Origin of the sequence: Vibrio celticus, from assembly GCF_024347335.1 — a bacterium.
Taxonomy (GTDB): Bacteria; Pseudomonadota; Gammaproteobacteria; order Enterobacterales; family Vibrionaceae; genus Vibrio; species Vibrio celticus.
Genome location: NZ_AP025463.1, coordinates 1,192,238 through 1,209,558 on the forward strand (window position 1 = coordinate 1,192,238; position 17,321 = coordinate 1,209,558).

Consider the following 17,321-nt stretch of genomic DNA (forward strand, 5'->3'; position numbering starts at 1 on the left):
TAATACAAGCTGCTGTCGTTAAGCGGCAGTATCTATGCTAAAGGCTTCCTTCGGGAGGCCTTTTTTGATCTTAGCATTTAAGGATGTTTGTCTTATGTGGTTTGGAGTTTTTGAATGGGGGAGACTAGTTGGAGAACTCAGGTTTGATTAACGACTGTTGTTTTACTTAGGGACTACTGTTCGAAACATTTGTTCTACGCAACAAAAAGGCTTCCACGTGGGAAGCCTTTGTTTATTCGTTTGTTCGAATCTTACAGCTTGTCAGTCAGCTCGATTGCTTGACCGATGTAGTTCGCTGGTGTCATCTCTTTCAGGCGAACTTTCTCGTCTGCAGGGATTTCAAGACCGTCGATGAATGCACGCATGCCTTCGCCATCTACACGCTTACCACGAGTTAGCTCTTTTAGCTTCTCGTATGGCTTCTCGATACCGTAACGACGCATTACTGTTTGTACTGGTTCAGCCAGTACTTCCCAGTTCTTGTCCAGTTCAGCAAGTAGCGCTTCACGGTTAACTTCTAGCTTGCTAATACCTTTCAGAGTTGAAGTGTATGCAATGATAGCGTAGCCAACACCAACACCTAGGTTACGAAGAACCGTAGAGTCAGTTAGGTCACGTTGCCAGCGAGAAACTGGAAGTTTTTGTGCAAGGTGGCTAAATACTGCGTTAGCTAGACCAAGGTTGCCTTCAGAGTTTTCGAAGTCAATTGGGTTAACTTTATGCGGCATTGTAGAAGAACCGATTTCGCCAGCAATAGTCTTCTGCTTGAAGTGACCAAGAGCGATGTAGCCCCAAACGTCACGGTCGAAGTCTAGAAGAATCGTGTTGAAACGAGCAACCGCGTCGAATAGCTCAGCGATGTAATCGTGAGGTTCGATTTGAGTTGTGTACGGGTTCCAAGTTACGCCAAGAGATTCAGTGATGAACTCTTCAGAGAACTGGTGCCATTCAACTTCTGGGTATGCAGAAAGGTGTGCGTTGTAGTTACCTACCGCGCCGTTGATTTTCGCTAGGATCTCAACGCTTTCGATTTGCTTGTATTGACGTTCCATACGGTACGCAACGTTAGCCATCTCTTTCCCCATAGTAGAAGGAGAAGCTGGCTGACCGTGTGTACGAGAAAGAAGAGGAATGTCACGGTACTCGTTCGCAAGTGCTTTGATAGCATCAATTACGTTACGAATTTCTGGAAGAATCACTGTGTCACGAGCTTCTTTAAGCATAAGCGCGTGAGATGTGTTGTTGATGTCTTCAGAAGTACATGCAAAGTGAATGAATTCGTTAACTGCGTGAAGCTCAGGAACGCCCGCAACTTTCTCTTTCAAGAAGTACTCAACCGCTTTTACGTCGTGGTTTGTCGTGCGCTCGATCTCTTTGATACGCAGAGCGTCTTCTTCGCTGAAGTTAGCGGCTAGTTCATCAAGAAACTGGTTAGCTTCTGCACTGAACGCTGGTACTTCCTTGATTGCATCAGTAGCTGCAAGCTTTTGTAACCAACGAATTTCAACGATAGAGCGGTACTTTAGTAGTCCAAACTCACTAAAGATGCTGCGTAATGCAATAGTCTTACTTCCGTAACGGCCGTCTACTGGTGAAACAGCAGTCAATGCTGACAGTTCCATGGTGTTCTCCTGAATTGAGTTTTCTAAATTTTGAGAGGTTTATACCAGTAACAATCTCAATTGTCACGCATATTGCGCAATCGTTTGCGTGAGAGTTGTGTTGATACAAAAAACAAGCTCGCGACAAGGCGCGAGCTAATAAATTACATTCGAGCTAGTAGGATTTGAGCCTGCTCGATCATCTTCTTGCGACCGAAGATAAGGTGGCGGCGTTTACCACCAACCTGGCGCCATAACACAGCGCTTCGAATCCCTGATAGAAGCAGTGCGCGAACCTTATGTTGGCTCGAGGTTTGTTGAAGTACAGCTGGTGTGCCAGAAACCTGAATACGAGGGCCTATTGGGCTCACAACATCAAGGTAGATGCTCGCTAGGTTGCTGATCATTTGCTCGTCAAACAGATCAAAATGTTCAGTTTGGCGTTCTGCAGTTTGAATGCGATCGCCAAGCTGAGACATAGAGTCGTTACGAGAAGATAGCTTACGCTCAAGAGCCATCAAGCTGATAATGTAGCGCGTAATATCGCTACCAGCTGGAGTACTATCGATACCTTTTACTAAGCACTCAAGGCCAAGCTTTAGGTTCGCTTCACGTCCAAATACGCCCACGGTGTTCGCCGGGTTGGTATTTAAAATAGCATTGAGTGAAGCTTCGAAGGCATCTTTATCACAATGGCCGTCTTTCGCTACTTGTTGAACCAAAGCCACAGCTTGGCAAATTCCGGCGAAAGCAATAGTACGGTCATAAAGTGTATTAGCCACGTAGTAACTCCTAGTTGTCTTCTATCGTTTGTCGTTTGATTGATTAGATGCGCTTTTCGATGATACCGCCACCAAGACAAACTTCGTCTAGGTAGAACACTGCCGATTGACCTGGGGTCACAGCAATCTGTGGTTCATCAAAAATAACCTTAATGTTCTCATCATCAATTGGGATGATTGTACAAGGAATATCGGTTTGACGGTAACGTGTTTTTACCGTGCATGTCATAACTTCATTAATTGGTGTGCGATTTACCCAGTGAAGCTGAGAAGCGATCAAACCTTCTGATTTTAGAAGAGGGTGATCTTTACCTTGTACTGCGATCAGAACATTACGCTTCAGATCTTTTTCACCAACAAACCATGGTTCTTCGTTACCGCCGCCACCTTTAGTGCCGCCAATATGAAGACCTTTACGCTGACCTAGCGTGTGGTACATCAAACCTTGGTGTTGACCAATCACTTGGCCTTCTGGTGTTTCGATGTTACCCGGTTGTGCTGGTAGGTACTTGCCTAGGAACTCAGTGAATTTGCGCTCACCGATAAAGCAGATGCCTGTTGAATCTTTCTTCTTCGCTGTGATTAAGTCTTGCTCTTCAGCAATACGTCGCACTTCTGGCTTCTCTAATTCACCGACAGGGAATAGGCTGCGTGCCACTTGATCTGAGCTTAGCGTGTATAGGAAATAGCTTTGGTCTTTGTTGCTGTCTAGACCGCGTAGCATTTCTGGTTTTACGCCAGCATCAAGCTCTTCTTGAGTTGGGAAAGTACGACGAACGTAGTGACCCATCGCAATGTAGTCTGCGTCTAGCACTTCATCCGCAAACTCTAAGAATGCTTTGAATTTGATTTCTTTGTTACAAAGAATATCTGGGTTAGGTGTACGGCCTGCTTTGTACTCTTCAAGGAAGTATTCGAATACGTTGTCCCAGTATTCTGCAGCAAAGTTGATAGTGTGAAGGTGGATACCTAGTTTGTCACATACCGCTTGAGCATCAGCAAGATCTTCAGCTGCCGTGCAGTATTCTTCGTTATCGTCTTCTTCCCAGTTTTTCATGAAAAGGCCTTCTACCTGATAGCCTTGTTGCTGAAGAAGATACGCCGATACTGACGAATCTACACCGCCGGACATACCGACAATTACTTTCTTTTCGCTGTTTCCAGAGCTGATATCTGACATGTCTAAACACCGTTACTATTACTTGGTCGCAGATTCTAACAGAAAGAGAAACGCCGTGACAGATCCGAGACCGGAATCACAGTTTCATTTGCACAAATAGTGCGCTGACTTTGTTAGAGAATCGCATGAGAGCGAGGTGAGTCGCTAGGATGTCAGAAGTATATGTGGCATAGTCGCTCGAAATCCAAGACCTGAGATAAAAAAATGTCTGAACAAAACGAATTTATGCAAGAAGAAGAGCTGATTGAGATTATCGAGAACCAGCTTGAAGATGGCGAACCAGTGAAAGTGAAAGAGACGTTGATGCGTTTAATGATGACTGGTACTCCACGTGAAGAAGCAATTGCGGCTATGGCATGTGCACTGGCAATTGAAGTATTTGACGTTATGAAAAACGGCGCGGAGTTTAATCAAAAACGTTACGCAGAGCATTTGGGCATGCTGCCTGATTTAAGCTTTATGGAAGGCGAATAAAAAAAACCTTTAGCAAACGTTTGCTATGGTTTGAAAGATTGCCGCGTTAAATATAGCGCGGTAGAATCCGCCACCTATTTCCCCTTGACTTAGACTAGCCCTATGAAATTCCCTGGACAACGTAAATCAAAGCACTACTTTCCGGTTCACGCTCGTGATCCTCTAGTGAGCCAAGCTCAAAGCAGTAAAAGAATGTCACGCACTCATATTATCGGTATTGACCAAACATTGGTGGATATTGAAGCAAAGGTGAGTTCTGAACTTATTGAGAAGTATGGTTTGAGCAAGGGACATTCACTGGTTATTGGTGACACAGCCGCTGAATCTTTATATCAAGAATTAAAAGAGCAGTGCCTGATTACCAATGAATACGCTGGTGGCACAATTGGTAACACATTACACAACTATTCAGTGCTAGCGGATGACCGTTCAACACTGCTAGGTGTAATGAGCCAAGATATTAAGATTGGTAGTTACGGTTATCGCTATTTATGTAATACATCAAGCAGAATGGATCTGAACCATTTACAAGGGGTAGATGGCGCAATTGGTCGCTGCTTTGCTTTAATTACAGAAGACGGTGAACGTACTTTCGCAATTAGCGAAGGACAAATGAACCAATTAAAACCAGAAAGCATTCCTGAAAAAATCTTCAAAAGTGCTTCTGCTTTAGTTTTAACGGCTTATTTAGTTCGCTGTAAGCCAGGCGACCCGATGCCTGAAGCAACAATGAAAGCGATCGAATACGCGAAGAAATACGATGTGCCAGTCGTTCTTACACTAGGTACTAAGTTCGTTATTCAAGATGATCCAGAATTCTGGAAAGATTTCCTTGAGCAACACGTAACGGTTGTTGCAATGAATGAAGACGAAGCTGAAGCGTTAACGGGTGAAAGCGATCCACTGGCTGCATCAGATAAAGCGCTAGACTGGGTAGACCTTGTTCTATGTACTGCGGGACCTGTTGGCCTATTTATGGCTGGTTATACAGAAGATGCAGCTAAGCGTGAAACGTCACTGCCTTTACTTCCAGGTTCAATTGCGGAATTCAACCGTTTTGAATTTAGCCGTCCTGCGCATAAAGATTTATGTGAAAACCCAACTAAAGTGTATTCGCACATTGCACCATACATGGGTGGACCAGAAAAGATCAAAAATACCAATGGTGCAGGTGATGCTGCGTTATCAGCTTTATTACATGATATGGCTGCTAATAAGTACCATAAAGAAAACGTGCCAAATTCAAGTAAACATCAACATTCATTCTTGACGTACTCTTCGTTCTCACAAGTTTGTAAATATTCTAACCGTGCTAGCTATGAAGTGTTGGTTCAACACTCTCCACGTTTATCTCGTGGCCTTCCTGAAAGAGAAGATAGCCTAGAAGAAGCGTACTGGGAAAGATAAGTTACTTTCTTTAATCAGTAGTACTATCAGTATCAGGGCGGGATCGCACTTTGTTAACTAATGTGATCTAATAGTGGCAAATCCTCAGATACACAGCAATTTTGAACCTTATTGAATACTTATCTGTCGTCGAAGACACTCGCTCGGACATCAATCAGAAACACAACCTCATCGATGTCATGTTTCTAGTGATTAGCGCTATCGCATCGGGATGTGAAGGTTGGCAAGACATTGAATTTTATGGAGAAGAAAAGCTCGATTGGTTAAGGAAATATAGACCTTTCGAACATGGTATCCCTCGTAGACACACAATAGCTCGCATCTTGCGTTCCGTTGTTGCTGAGTCACTGCTCGAAGCTTTAGCCCTTTGGATAAACGAGCAGCGAACTAGCCATAACAAGCCCATTATCGCATTTGACGGTAAGGTGTTGCGGGGCTCCTATCGTAACGACAGAAAAACTGCGTTGCAGTTGGTCACCGCTTACGATACCGAGCGTGGTCTAGTTCTGAGCCAGAAGCCGACTGAGAACAAGAATGGTGAGATAAACATTGTACGCCAAATGCTTGATGTTATTAATGTAAAGGGTAGCGTTGTCACGGTTGACGCCTTACATTGCCAGCGTGAAACACTAGAGAAAATCAAAGACAAACAGGCACATGTCGTCGTCCAGGTTAAGAATAATCAGCCCAAGCTTCGAGCGGCTGTTGTGGAGCAGTTCCAAACAGTTTTTGATGCTGGCAAAGAGAAAATAGTCACCGAAATCAAAGAGAAAAAACATGGTCGCAGTGAAGAGCGATACGTGTTTCAGCTCAAGGCTAAATTGCCCGATGACTTAGCTAAGAAGTGGCCAACGGTAAGAAGCATCATAGCAGTGGAGCGCCATCGAGTGATCAACGGTAAAGGCACTGTAGATACGTCCTACTACATTAGTTCTTTGTCGCCGAACAACAAACTCCTGGGTCATTATATTCGCCAGCATTGGCGGATCGAGAACAGTCAGCATTACGTGTTAGATGTTGTTTTTAAAGAGGATAGTTCACGCATCACTTTAGATGGTGCAGTGGAAAACATAGCGTTGTTCAGGCGCTTTGTGATGAATATGCTCAAGCAATGTGACTGTGGTGCGCCAAGCCAAAAAGTGAAATTGAAAAAAGCGGCATGGAACGACGATTATCGGGCTAGAGTATTCTTTGGGTTATAAATCCATCAAAGTATGCTCCCGCCCTGCTATCAGTATCAGTTGGTTTCTAATACTGATAGTACAAATATAAAAAAGGCTCCGAAAGGAGCCTTTTTTGTTTCTGAATATATTGAAGTCGTAAATAATACTTTGGTCGACTTAAATATTAATTCTATCGCTTAGCGTGTAATTGATTACTCACTAAGTAAACTAAATGTTTAGATAGCAAACTCTTCTAGAGATTTACCAGCATCTAGCTGTTCTTGGATAGCTGAAGGCGTACGGCCTTGACCTGTCCAAGTCTTCTCGTCGCCGTTTGCGTCTACGTATTTGTATTTCGCTGGGCGAGGAGCGCGTTTAGCTTTTGTTGTTTTAGATTTTGCTTCACCAGAAAGTGCAGCAATAAGATCGGCAACATCAATTCCGTCTTTTGCAATTTGTTCAGCAATAGCAGAAAGCTTAGCTTCTTGCTCTGCTTTAGCAGCACGTTCTTCAGCTTCAGACTCTTGACGCTCTTGTACAACAATAGTCAGCTTGTCTAGCGCTTCTTCAAGTTGCTCAAGAGTTAATTCACGTGAGAACGCACGAAGGCTGCGGATATTTAATAGAGTTTTTGTTAATTCAGACATGATATTTCCCATCAAGGTAAACTAAATAATCTTCCTAATAATAAACAGAGCCTAGGAATAAAACAAATAGTATTTCTTCTATTACATATTTAAATATAAAAGTGAGATGAATAGTTGAAAATTCAGAGCTGTATTTCTATCGAATTTATAATAATTATTAAGATTATCTTAAAAAGTGATATGTGACTGGTGGAGTAGTGAACTTATGTAGACTATTCTTCTATTGATTAGTTCATTAACAAAAAGCTATTTTTCTCGGAATGATATGTTGCATTGTTGCTCTTGATGAGTACAATTGCGGCTACCTGATGCGAGGTGTTGGTTAATTTGTTGTTAAACTCTGGTTTACACGGTTAATAATGTTATCGCACGTAGAGGTGCAATTATAAAAAGTAACTTCCGTTGGGGTGATGCCAATGAACGGGAATGAAAGGTGTAATTGCCGAAGTAAATTGTATATCTAAGCAATTTGCTGGGGTTGTGCTCAATAGGTACAACACTGCCATAGTCTTAATTTTAAACTATGGAGCGCTACTGTAGGGTTGGGTGAAGTGTTCACTTCCCTTTCGCTTAGTTCAACATGAGCTTGGTCAGCCGTATCAAGTTTGTCTGCAGTAGATCTCTAGCCAAATAAAAAACTGGTTTTTGAAGATCATGAATTTAATAGATTTTGCAACATCACCTTTATCTTTGCTTCCGCCCCTTGTGGCTTTGAGCCTTGCTATTGTTACCCGCCGTGTATTGGTTTCTTTGGGTGTCGGTATCATCATGGGTGCGATTCTACTTGCTGATTACTCAGTAGGTAACGCAGCTAGTTACGTGTTTACTAAAGCATCTGGTGTTTTCATCGAAGACGGTGGCATCAACACTTGGAACATGAGCATCATTGCATTCCTAATAATTCTTGGAATGACAACGGCATTATTAACACTGTCTGGCGGTACTCGCGCATTCGCGGAATGGGCACAGTCTCGCGTTAAGAGCAAACGTGGCTCAAAACTACTTGCTGCTTTCTTAGGTGTATTCATCTTTGTAGATGACTACTTTAACAGCCTAGCAGTTGGTGCTATCTCTCGTCCTGTAACAGACCGTTTCTATGTATCTCGCGCTAAGCTTGCTTATATTCTAGATTCAACGGCTGCTCCTATGTGTGTGATCATGCCTGCTTCTAGCTGGGGTGCTTACATCATCACTATCATTGGTGGCATCTTAGTAACACACGGTGTGACAGAGTATTCTGCATTGGGCGCTTACGTTCGTCTTATCCCAATGAACTTCTACGCTGTGTTTGCACTACTAATGGTGTTCGCAGTGGCTTGGTTCGGTCTAGATGTTGGTAAGATGCGTGAGCATGAAATTGAAGCATCTCAAGGCCGTGGCTTTGAAGGCGACAACGATCAAAAGCAAGCGCACGATCTAAACGAAGAGCTAGATATCGAAGAGAGCGAAAACGGTTCAGTTTCTGATCTTGTTATGCCTATCGTATCGCTGATTGTAGCGACAGTTGCTGCAATGCTTTACACAGGTGGCCAAGCGCTGGCTGCTGATGGCCAAGCATTCAACCTTCTAGGTGCATTCGAAAATACGGATGTAGGTAAGTCTCTTGTTTACGGTGGTGTTATCGGCTTACTAGTAGCATTAGCGACAGTATTTAAGCAAAAGCTATCTATGGCTGACATCGCAAGAACAATGTGGATCGGTGCTAGCTCTATGTTTGGTGCGATTCTGATTCTTGTGTTCGCATGGACTATCGGTTCTGTAATCGGCGACATGAAAACGGGTTCTTACCTATCGTCTCTAGTAACAGGCAGCATTGATTACCACTGGCTACCGGTTATGTTGTTCCTTCTAGCGGGCGTTATGGCGTTCTCTACAGGTACATCTTGGGGTACGTTCGGCATCATGCTACCAATCGCAGGTGACATGGCTGCGGCATCTGACATCGCGTTGATTCTGCCGATGCTAAGTGCGGTTCTAGCAGGTGCTGTATTTGGTGACCACTGTTCTCCAATCTCAGATACGACGATTCTGTCTTCTACTGGTGCTCGTTGTAACCACATCGATCACGTATCGACTCAGCTTCCATACGCGCTGTCTGTGGCGTTCGTATCGTGCATTGGTTTCATTACTCTAGGTATGACATCTTCAATTGGCATCGCATTTGGCGCAGCGTCTCTAACGTTTGTTGCTGTATGTTTTGCATTGGCTTACTTCTCTCGCTGCAAAATGGCGACGTGCAAAAGCTAAAACTGAGAGTTAATCTGTAAACTATCAGGGAGGCGTTTGCCTCCCTTTTTTGTGCCTGTTAATTTAATTTTAAGTTTCGTGAAAAAAGTTCGAATAAATGGTTGAAAAAGGATCTCAGCTTAGTTAGTGTGGAGACAAGACAGCAAACAACTGAAGAGCTTATAAGTATGCGTAAATTAGTAATGAACATTCATCACCATCATCACCCTATTTAGTCTTTCGGGGAGATTTACGTATACCCGGGAGCAAGAATTCTCCCGGAGGTTAAGTCAAAGAATTTAGATTTAAACCCTCGGGATGACAAAGTCTTCCGAGGGTTTTTTAGTTTTAGCGCTTTTAAATAATCAATAAATTCAAATATTTGCACAGGGATACAGCAATGCAGACACAACGCCTAAGAATCGCAATTCAAAAGAAAGGTCGCTTAAGTAAAGAGTGCCAAGATCTACTTAAAAAATGTGGTGTTAAATTTAACATCATGGGTGAGCGCCTAGTTGTTCATTCACTAAATATGCCAATCGACTTGTTATTAGTTCGTGATGATGACATCCCAGGTCTTATCATGGATGGTGTGGTTGACCTTGGTTTCATCGGTGAAAATGAACTGGAAGAAGTTCGCCTAGACCGTGTTGCTCTAAAAGAGCCATCAGAGTTTCGCACACTACGTCGTTTAGACTTCGGTGGTTGCCGTCTTTCTATCGCAATCAACAAAGATGAAGTCTACAACGGTCCACAAGATCTTGCGGGCAAACGTATTGCGACAACTTACCCACAACTACTGAAAGCCTACATGGATGAGCAGGGTGTTGAATTCAGCACTTGTATGCTAACAGGCTCGGTTGAAGTTGCTCCTCGCGCAGGTCTAGCAGACGCTATTGCTGACTTAGTTTCTACAGGTGCAACGCTTGAAGCAAATGGCCTAAAAGAAGCAGAAGCTATCTTCCAATCTAAAGCGACACTGATTCAACGTGTTGGTGATTTCGACGCAGACAAAACCGCATTAATTGAAAAACTACTGACTCGTATGCAGGGTGTTCAACAAGCGAAAGAGTCGAAGTACATCATGCTTCACGCGCCAACCTCTCAGCTAGAGCAAATCAAAGCATTACTGCCTGGTGCTGAAGATCCAACGGTTCTTCCACTATCAACAGACAAAGACAAAGTTGCCGTTCACCTAGTAAGTACAGAGAACTTGTTCTGGGAAACAATGGAACAGCTGAAAGAGTTGGGTGCAAGCTCGATTCTAGTATTACCAATCGAAAAAATGATGGGGTAGTGACGATGAGAACCGTTGTTTGGCAATCTTTAAGTGAATCACAGCAAGATTCGGTATTAGAGCGTCCAGCTATTACTGAAGGTGCAAACATCACAGCAACTGTTTCTGATGTTATTGCAAAAGTACGAAATGAAGGCGATGCCGCGCTTAGAGAGCTGACTGCAAAGTTTGATGGTGTAACTCCAGAATCTATCCGAGTCAGTTCGGGTGAGATTGAAGAGGCGTGTGCTCGTCTAACACCAGAGATGAAGCAAGCGTTAGAGCAAGCTTATAGCAACATTGCGAAGTTTCACGAAGCTCAAAAGCCACAGCCAATTAAGGTTGAGACACAGCCTGGTGTTGTGTGTGAGCAAGTGACGCGCGCTATTAATACTGTTGGTCTTTATATTCCAGGTGGCAGTGCGCCACTTCCGTCAACGGTTCTTATGTTAGGTGTTCCCGCTCAAATCGCAGGTTGTCGTAAGGTTGTGCTTTGTTCACCTCCGCCAATCGCTGATGAAATCTTGTATGTCGCAAAGCTTTGTAAGATCGACGAGGTTTACAACGTTGGTGGTGGTCAAGCGGTGGCTGCAATGGCTTACGGTACCGAGAGTGTAGCTAAAGTCGATAAGATCTTCGGCCCTGGCAACGCGTACGTAACGGAAGCGAAACGCCAAGTTAGCAACGACTTCCGTGGCGCGGCGATTGATATGCCTGCTGGCCCGTCTGAAGTGTTAGTGATTGCCGATGAAACTGCAGATGCAGATTTCATCGCGGCGGATTTACTGAGCCAAGCGGAGCACGGTCCTGATTCTCAGGTTGTGCTAGTAACACCATCTCCAGTGGTTGCTGACCAAGTAACAGAAGCGGTTCAGAAGCAATTGAAAGAACTGTCTCGTGCGAACATCGCTCAGCAAGCATTGGCTTCAAGCTTAATTATCATTGCTGAATCGATCACTCAAGCGATTGCGATTTCGAACTTCTACGGTCCTGAGCACTTGATTGTTCAAACCAAGAATCCACGTGAATTGCTGCCATTGCTAGATAATGCAGGCTCAATCTTCCTTGGTGACTGGTCTCCAGAATCTGCAGGTGACTACGCATCAGGCACAAACCACGTTCTTCCGACTTACGGTTACACGAAAACGTATTCAAGCCTGGGTTTAGCTGATTTCTCTAAGAGAATGACGGTGCAAGAGCTAACGGCTGACGGTTTGAAAGGCCTAGCGCCAACGGTAGTAACAATGGCGGAAGCCGAAGGCTTGGATGCACACAAACGCGCTGTGACTATCCGAGTTGAAAAATTAAATCGATTTGAACAGTTAAATAAAGCGAAATAAGGGTAGGGCATGGAAAAGTTAGCAAGAAAACAAGTTCAGGCTCTTACACCTTACTTGTCTGCAAGACGCATTGGCGGTACTGGTGATGTATGGCTCAATGCCAACGAATCTCCGTTTGATAACGAGTACAACCTAAACCTGTCTCGTCTTAATCGCTACAGCGAATGTCAGCCTAAAGAGTTGATTGACGCTTATGCACAATACGCCGGTGTGAAATCAGAGCAAACACTAACGACTCGTGGTGCTGATGAAGGCATCGAGTTATTGATTCGTGCTTTTTGTGAGCCGAACGAAGACGCTATTCTTTACTGCCCACCTACTTACGGTATGTACGCAATCAGTGCAGAGACGATTGGTGTTGAGCGTAAAGTTGTGCCTCTGACGTCTGAATGGCAATTGGATCTTCCAGCTATCGAAGCTCAGCTCGACAACGTAAAAGTGGTGTTTGTTTGTAGCCCAAATAACCCAACCGGTAATTTGGTTGATCGCAAAGACATCATCAAGTTGCTTGAAATGACACAAGACAAAGCGATTGTGGTGATGGATGAAGCGTATATCGATTTTTGTCCAGAAGCGTCAACCGTTGATTTGCTTGAGCAATATCCAAACCTAGCGATTCTGCGCACCTTGTCGAAGGCTTTTGCTTTAGCGGGTTTACGTTGTGGTTTTACGCTAGCGAATAAAGAGCTAATCGATGTACTGCTGAAAGTGATTGCTCCTTATCCAGTGCCAATCCCTGTTGCTGACATCGCCGTTCAAGCACTTTCAGAGCAAGGACTCGCGCGAGCTAAGTTCCAAGTTCTGGATTTAAGTGCTAACCGAGCGTATTTGCAAGCGGGTCTATTAGGCATGCCTCAAGTGACGGTATTTGATGGTTGGGGTAACTACCTACTGGTTAAATTTCCGAACGGCGATGAGTTATTTAAAGCGGCTTGGGATACGGGCATTATTTTGCGTAATTCACCGATTGAAGACTGTGTTCGTATTAGTATTGGTAACCGCGAAGAGTGCGAAAAGACACTTGGATTAATTCGTAACTTTTATCAGTAACGAAAGGCTTACCAGTAATAACATTTGCCAGTTTGAGTTGATTAATTGGGCTGGCAAGTGAAACCAATATTTTGGGTTAGCGTTTGATTTTAGCTAGGCCACCAGATTTAAAATTAAAAGGAAGTTCAAGTGAGTAAACAACAGAAAATACTTTTTATAGACCGTGACGGCACCTTAATTGTTGAGCCGCCAGTTGACTTTCAAGTAGACCGTTTAGACAAGCTAAAATTCGAACCGCTAGTGATTCCTAGCCTGCTTGCTTTGCAAGATGCTGGTTACCGCTTAGTGATGGTCACTAACCAAGATGGTTTAGGTACCGATAGCTACCCACAAGAAGATTTCGATGCACCACACAATATGATGATGGAGTTCTTCGAGTCTCAAGGCGTTAAGTTTGACGATGTGCTTATTTGCCCTCACTTTGACGAAGATAACTGCTCTTGCCGCAAGCCTAAACTGGGTATGGTTAAAGAGTACCTACAAGGCGGTAAAGTCGATTTCCAACACTCTGTTGTGATTGGCGACCGAATGACGGATCTTCAACTGGCAGAGAACATGGCTATCCGCGGTATTCAATATGGCCCGGATGCGGAAACTGAAGGCACGCTTAACTGGCCACAAATCGTTAAAGATCTGACGGTTAATGCGCGTATTGCTGAAGTAGTTCGTACTACTAAAGAAACCGATATCAAGGTTGCAGTAAACCTTGATGAAACCGGTGGCAACAAGATCGATACCGGCATGGGTTTCTTCGACCACATGCTTGATCAAATCGCGACACACGGTGGTTTCCAAATGAACCTGACTGTGAAGGGCGACCTGCACATTGATGATCACCACACAGTCGAAGATACCGCTCTGGCTTTAGGCCAAGCATTGAAAGATGCACTAGGCGACAAACGTGGTATTGGCCGTTTTGGTTTCAGCCTACCAATGGATGAGTGTTTGGCTCAGTGTGCGTTAGACCTTTCTGGTCGTCCATACCTGAAGTTCGATGCTAAGTTCAGCCGTGAGCAAGTGGGTGATCTTTCAACCGAGATGGTGGTTCACTTCTTCCGTTCTCTAACTGATACATTGGCTTGTACGCTACACCTTTCTTCTGATGGCAATAATGATCACCACATCATTGAAAGCCTGTTCAAAGCGTTTGGCCGCACTCTTCGCCAAGCAATCAAAGTTGAAGGTAACGAGTTACCAAGCAGCAAAGGCGTTCTGTAAGGCTAACGTTAGCAAGGAAAAACAATGAAAGATCAAAAAGTCGTTATTATTGATACTGGTTGTGCCAACGTTTCCTCAGTGAAGTTTGCGATTGAACGTCTGGGCTACGCAGTTGAAATTTCAAAAGAACCAGAAGTGGTTCTTGCTGCCGACAAGCTATTCCTACCCGGTGTAGGTACAGCAAGTGAGGCTATGAAAAACCTGCAAGAGCGTGACCTTGTTACCCTTGTGAAGCAAGTAGAGAAGCCTCTGCTAGGTATTTGTTTAGGTATGCAGCTGTTAGGCAAACTGTCTCAAGAGAAAGGCCAAAAGGCTGATGAGTTAGTTGAATGTCTAGGTTTGTGTGATGGTGAAGTTCGTTTACTTCAAACGGGCGACTTGCCATTACCACACATGGGTTGGAACACCGTAACGGCAACACCTAATCACTCTCTATTTAAAGACATTGAAGAAGGCGAATACTTCTACTTTGTTCATAGCTTCGCAATGCCGGTGGGCGACTACACAATCGCACAATGTGATTACGGTAATCCGTTCACTGCGGCGGTTCAAAGTGGCAATTATTATGGTGTTCAGTTCCACCCAGAGCGATCTTCGAAAGCTGGCTCTAAGCTGATTCAGAACTTCTTGGAATTGTAATAAGGATTAGGCAGCGGCTAACGTTGCCATATAAGGAATGTAAATGATTATTCCCGCGTTAGATTTAATTGAAGGCCAAGTAGTTCGCTTATTCCAAGGAGACTACGGGCAAGTAACAGAATACAAAGTAGACCCAGCAGAGCAGTTTAATCTGTATCACCAAGCTGGCGCTGGCTGGCTGCACCTTGTTGACTTAACAGGCGCAAAAGACACAACGGCTCGTCAGTTAGACTTGATTGCTAAGCTCCTTGCTAGCACGCCTGCGAACATCCAGATTGGTGGTGGCGTGCGTAACGAACAAGATGTCGTTGATCTACTAGAAGCTGGCGCACAGCGCGTTGTGGTTGGTTCTACAGCCGTTAAGCAACCTGAGTTGGTGAAAGGTTGGATGGAGAAGTACGGCGCGGAAAAAATCGTGTTAGCTTTGGACATCAACATCGACGAAAGCGGCACACGTAAAGTGGCGATTTCAGGTTGGCAGGAAGATTCAGGCGTGACTATTGAAGCGCTAATTGAAGACTACCTCACGGTTGGCCTTAAACACGTTCTGTGTACCGATATTTCACGTGATGGCACGCTAGAAGGATCAAACGTAGAGCTTTACGTTGATCTTTGTAAGCAGTACCCACAAGTTCAGTTCCAATCATCGGGCGGCATTGGCAGCCTAGCTGATATCGAAGCGCTTAAAGGCAGCGGTGTTGCTGGAGTGATTGTGGGGCGCGCGCTACTTGATGGTAAGTTTACCGCAGAGGAGGCATTTGCATGTTGGCAAAGCGAATAATCCCTTGTTTGGATGTCCGTGATGGACAAGTGGTTAAGGGTGTTCAGTTCCGTAACCACGAAATTATTGGTGACATCGTTCCGCTAGCACAACGCTATGCAGAAGAGGGCGCTGATGAATTAGTATTTTACGATATCACCGCATCAAGTGATGGTCGTGTGGTCGATAAAAGCTGGGTAAAACGCGTAGCAGAAGTGATCGATATTCCTTTCTGTGTGGCTGGTGGTATTAAATCAGCAGAAGATGCAGCGCGCATTCTTGAGTTTGGTGCAGATAAAGTATCAATCAACTCACCGGCATTGGCTAATCCACAACTGATCACTGACCTTGCTGATAAGTTTGGCGTGCAATGTATCGTTGTCGGCATCGATTCATATTTCGATAAAGAAACCGGTAAATATCAGGTCTACCAATTCACTGGCGATGAAGCGCGTACTAAAGCAACCAAATGGGAAACCAAAGATTGGGTGCAGGAAGTACAGCAGCGTGGCGCAGGTGAGATTGTGTTAAACATGATGAACCAAGATGGTGTTCGCAACGGCTATGACATCGATCAGTTAAACATGGTGCGTGAAGTGTGTAATGTGCCATTGATTGCCTCTGGTGGCGCTGGCGCAATGGAGCACTTTGCTGAAGCTTATAAAAAGACCAACGTGGATGGAGCACTTGCGGCTTCGGTATTCCACAAACAAGTCATCAATATTGGTGAACTTAAACAGTATTTAAAACAACAAGATGTAGAGGTGCGACTATGAGTTTTGAACCCGTAAGCTTATCAAAAACAGAAGTAGGCGCATTGTCAGAGCGTATTAACTGGGAAAAAGTAGATGGCTTAGTGCCAGCGATTGTTCAAGATTACCAGTCAAGCCAAGTGCTAATGATGGGATACATGAACCCAGCAGCACTTGAGAAAACGGGTGAAACTGGCAATGTGACGTTTTTCTCTCGCACAAAAGAGCGTCTTTGGACGAAAGGTGAAACGTCGGGCAATGTATTGCAACTGCAAAACATCGCCTTGGACTGTGACAGCGACACCTTACTGGTTAAAGTTAATCCCATTGGTCCAACGTGCCACACAGGTACAACAACGTGTTGGGATGGAGACAAGCAAGAAGAGTCTCAGATGGTGTGGCTTCATCAGCTTGAGCAGCTATTGGCTGCCCGCAAGGACGCCGATCCTGAATCTTCTTATACTGCCAGTCTATATGCCCGTGGCACCAAGCGTATTTCGCAAAAAGTGGGCGAAGAAGGCGTTGAAGTCGCGCTTGCGGCGACGTCGGGCGATAAGGCGGAGTTAGTGTGTGAATCAGCAGATTTGATTTACCACCTAATGGTTCTTCTTCAAGACCAAGGCTTATCGATGAACGATGTGGTCAACAAGCTAAAAGAGCGTCATAAGTAAGCTCTGTTTGGATTAATCGAACCACGCAAAATATAGATAAAAGCCCCGTAAACAAACATGTTTACGGGGCTTTTTAGTTTTCAGAGCCTCTGAGTTTCAAAGCCATAAGTTTTCTAAGCCCCTGTGTTCCCTTTT

The 17,321-nt window shown here is 44.4% G+C and carries 16 protein-coding genes, 1 riboswitch and 1 other annotated feature; of the genes, 12 read left to right on the forward strand and 4 right to left on the reverse strand.

The features are described 5' to 3' along the window. Positions 1-251 precede the first annotated feature (251 nt). From purB to mnmA, 3 genes are all read right to left on the reverse strand, one after another. On the reverse strand, positions 252-1,622 hold the full coding sequence (gene purB / locus OCV19_RS05615) for an adenylosuccinate lyase (protein ID WP_017057059.1): 1,371 nt from the start codon (positions 1,620-1,622) through the stop codon (positions 252-254). A 143-nt stretch (positions 1,623-1,765) separates the two neighbouring features. Then, a complete protein-coding gene (hflD, locus tag OCV19_RS05620) occupies positions 1,766-2,383 on the reverse strand; it encodes a high frequency lysogenization protein HflD (protein ID WP_019822494.1) in 618 nt (205 codons plus the stop codon). 43 nt (positions 2,384-2,426) lie between these two features. Next, the gene (gene mnmA / locus OCV19_RS05625; RefSeq protein WP_065675698.1) at positions 2,427-3,563 is read right to left on the reverse strand and encodes a tRNA 2-thiouridine(34) synthase MnmA; all 1,137 of its coding nucleotides are present in this window, start codon (positions 3,561-3,563) and stop codon (positions 2,427-2,429) included. Between the two features lie 204 nt (positions 3,564-3,767). Here mnmA and OCV19_RS05630 point away from each other — a divergent pair, with 204 nt between their 5' ends. From OCV19_RS05630 to OCV19_RS05640, 3 genes are all read left to right on the forward strand, one after another. Further along, positions 3,768-4,037, forward strand: a complete 270-nt coding sequence (locus tag OCV19_RS05630; RefSeq protein WP_010439986.1) for a hypothetical protein — start codon at positions 3,768-3,770, stop codon at positions 4,035-4,037. A 102-nt stretch (positions 4,038-4,139) separates the two neighbouring features. Continuing rightward, positions 4,140-5,444 carry an inosine/guanosine kinase gene (locus OCV19_RS05635; RefSeq protein ID WP_065675699.1) on the forward strand — a complete coding sequence of 435 codons (1,305 nt, stop codon included), beginning with the start codon at positions 4,140-4,142 and terminating at the stop codon, positions 5,442-5,444. Positions 5,445-5,545: 101 nt separating this feature from the next. Next, positions 5,546-6,646, forward strand: a complete 1,101-nt coding sequence (locus OCV19_RS05640; protein ID WP_065677722.1) for an ISAs1 family transposase — start codon at positions 5,546-5,548, stop codon at positions 6,644-6,646. A 197-nt stretch (positions 6,647-6,843) separates the two neighbouring features. Here OCV19_RS05640 and OCV19_RS05645 read toward each other — a convergent pair whose 3' ends face one another. After that, entirely contained in the window at positions 6,844-7,254 is a 411-nt protein-coding gene (locus OCV19_RS05645; protein WP_017060262.1) for an H-NS family histone-like protein, read from the reverse strand. Between the two features lie 364 nt (positions 7,255-7,618). Next, positions 7,619-7,796, forward strand: a riboswitch (Lysine riboswitch). A 112-nt stretch (positions 7,797-7,908) separates the two neighbouring features. Here OCV19_RS05645 and OCV19_RS05650 point away from each other — a divergent pair. The 9 genes from OCV19_RS05650 to hisIE all read left to right on the forward strand — a co-directional run bounded on the left by OCV19_RS05650 (position 7,909) and on the right by hisIE (position 17,186). Beyond that, positions 7,909-9,501, forward strand: coding sequence for a Na+/H+ antiporter NhaC family protein (locus OCV19_RS05650; RefSeq protein ID WP_026084180.1), 1,593 nt, complete (start codon positions 7,909-7,911; stop codon positions 9,499-9,501). A 190-nt stretch (positions 9,502-9,691) separates the two neighbouring features. Beyond that, positions 9,692-9,827 (forward strand) — a sequence feature (His leader region). Between the two features lie 53 nt (positions 9,828-9,880). Beyond that, positions 9,881-10,777, forward strand: coding sequence for an ATP phosphoribosyltransferase (gene hisG, locus OCV19_RS05655; RefSeq protein WP_009848806.1), 897 nt, complete (start codon positions 9,881-9,883; stop codon positions 10,775-10,777). Then, a complete protein-coding gene (gene hisD / locus OCV19_RS05660; protein WP_065675751.1) occupies positions 10,777-12,096 on the forward strand; it encodes a histidinol dehydrogenase in 1,320 nt (439 codons plus the stop codon). The genes hisG and hisD overlap by 1 nt, the downstream gene beginning before the upstream one ends. Positions 12,097-12,105: 9 nt before the next feature. After that, positions 12,106-13,146 (forward strand): histidinol-phosphate transaminase, encoded by a 1,041-nt coding sequence (hisC, locus tag OCV19_RS05665; RefSeq protein WP_065675750.1) that lies wholly within the window; start codon positions 12,106-12,108, stop codon positions 13,144-13,146. Between the two features lie 129 nt (positions 13,147-13,275). Beyond that, the gene (gene hisB / locus OCV19_RS05670) at positions 13,276-14,364 is read left to right on the forward strand and encodes a bifunctional histidinol-phosphatase/imidazoleglycerol-phosphate dehydratase HisB (protein WP_048609394.1); all 1,089 of its coding nucleotides are present in this window, start codon (positions 13,276-13,278) and stop codon (positions 14,362-14,364) included. A 24-nt stretch (positions 14,365-14,388) separates the two neighbouring features. After that, positions 14,389-15,003, forward strand: a complete 615-nt coding sequence (hisH, locus tag OCV19_RS05675) for an imidazole glycerol phosphate synthase subunit HisH (RefSeq protein WP_065675749.1) — start codon at positions 14,389-14,391, stop codon at positions 15,001-15,003. A gap of 43 nt (positions 15,004-15,046) precedes the next feature. Beyond that, positions 15,047-15,784 (forward strand): 1-(5-phosphoribosyl)-5-[(5-phosphoribosylamino)methylideneamino]imidazole-4-carboxamide isomerase, encoded by a 738-nt coding sequence (hisA, locus tag OCV19_RS05680; protein ID WP_012604374.1) that lies wholly within the window; start codon positions 15,047-15,049, stop codon positions 15,782-15,784. Then, positions 15,766-16,539 carry an imidazole glycerol phosphate synthase subunit HisF gene (hisF, locus tag OCV19_RS05685; protein WP_065675748.1) on the forward strand — a complete coding sequence of 258 codons (774 nt, stop codon included), beginning with the start codon at positions 15,766-15,768 and terminating at the stop codon, positions 16,537-16,539. Before hisA ends, hisF begins: the two co-directional genes overlap by 19 nt. After that, positions 16,536-17,186: a bifunctional phosphoribosyl-AMP cyclohydrolase/phosphoribosyl-ATP diphosphatase HisIE gene (gene hisIE / locus OCV19_RS05690; RefSeq protein WP_065675747.1), complete on the forward strand. Its 651-nt coding sequence runs from the start codon at positions 16,536-16,538 to the stop codon at positions 17,184-17,186. The genes hisF and hisIE overlap by 4 nt, the downstream gene beginning before the upstream one ends. The last annotated feature ends 135 nt before the right edge of the window (positions 17,187-17,321 follow it).

Coding starts and splice junctions, on each gene's coding strand:
- OCV19_RS05645 (WP_017060262.1), bottom strand. CDS start 7,254: ATGTCTGAATTAACAAAAACTCTATTAAATATCCGCAGCCTTCGTGCG.
- purB (WP_017057059.1), bottom strand. CDS start 1,622: ATGGAACTGTCAGCATTGACTGCTGTTTCACCAGTAGACGGCCGTTAC.
- mnmA (WP_065675698.1), bottom strand. CDS start 3,563: ATGTCAGATATCAGCTCTGGAAACAGCGAAAAGAAAGTAATTGTCGGT.
- hisH (WP_065675749.1), top strand. CDS start 14,389: ATGAAAGATCAAAAAGTCGTTATTATTGATACTGGTTGTGCCAACGTT.
- hisA (WP_012604374.1), top strand. CDS start 15,047: ATGATTATTCCCGCGTTAGATTTAATTGAAGGCCAAGTAGTTCGCTTA.
- OCV19_RS05650 (WP_026084180.1), top strand. CDS start 7,909: ATGAATTTAATAGATTTTGCAACATCACCTTTATCTTTGCTTCCGCCC.
- OCV19_RS05635 (WP_065675699.1), top strand. CDS start 4,140: ATGAAATTCCCTGGACAACGTAAATCAAAGCACTACTTTCCGGTTCAC.
- OCV19_RS05630 (WP_010439986.1), top strand. CDS start 3,768: ATGTCTGAACAAAACGAATTTATGCAAGAAGAAGAGCTGATTGAGATT.
- hisF (WP_065675748.1), top strand. CDS start 15,766: ATGTTGGCAAAGCGAATAATCCCTTGTTTGGATGTCCGTGATGGACAA.
- hisIE (WP_065675747.1), top strand. CDS start 16,536: ATGAGTTTTGAACCCGTAAGCTTATCAAAAACAGAAGTAGGCGCATTG.
- hisG (WP_009848806.1), top strand. CDS start 9,881: ATGCAGACACAACGCCTAAGAATCGCAATTCAAAAGAAAGGTCGCTTA.
- hisC (WP_065675750.1), top strand. CDS start 12,106: ATGGAAAAGTTAGCAAGAAAACAAGTTCAGGCTCTTACACCTTACTTG.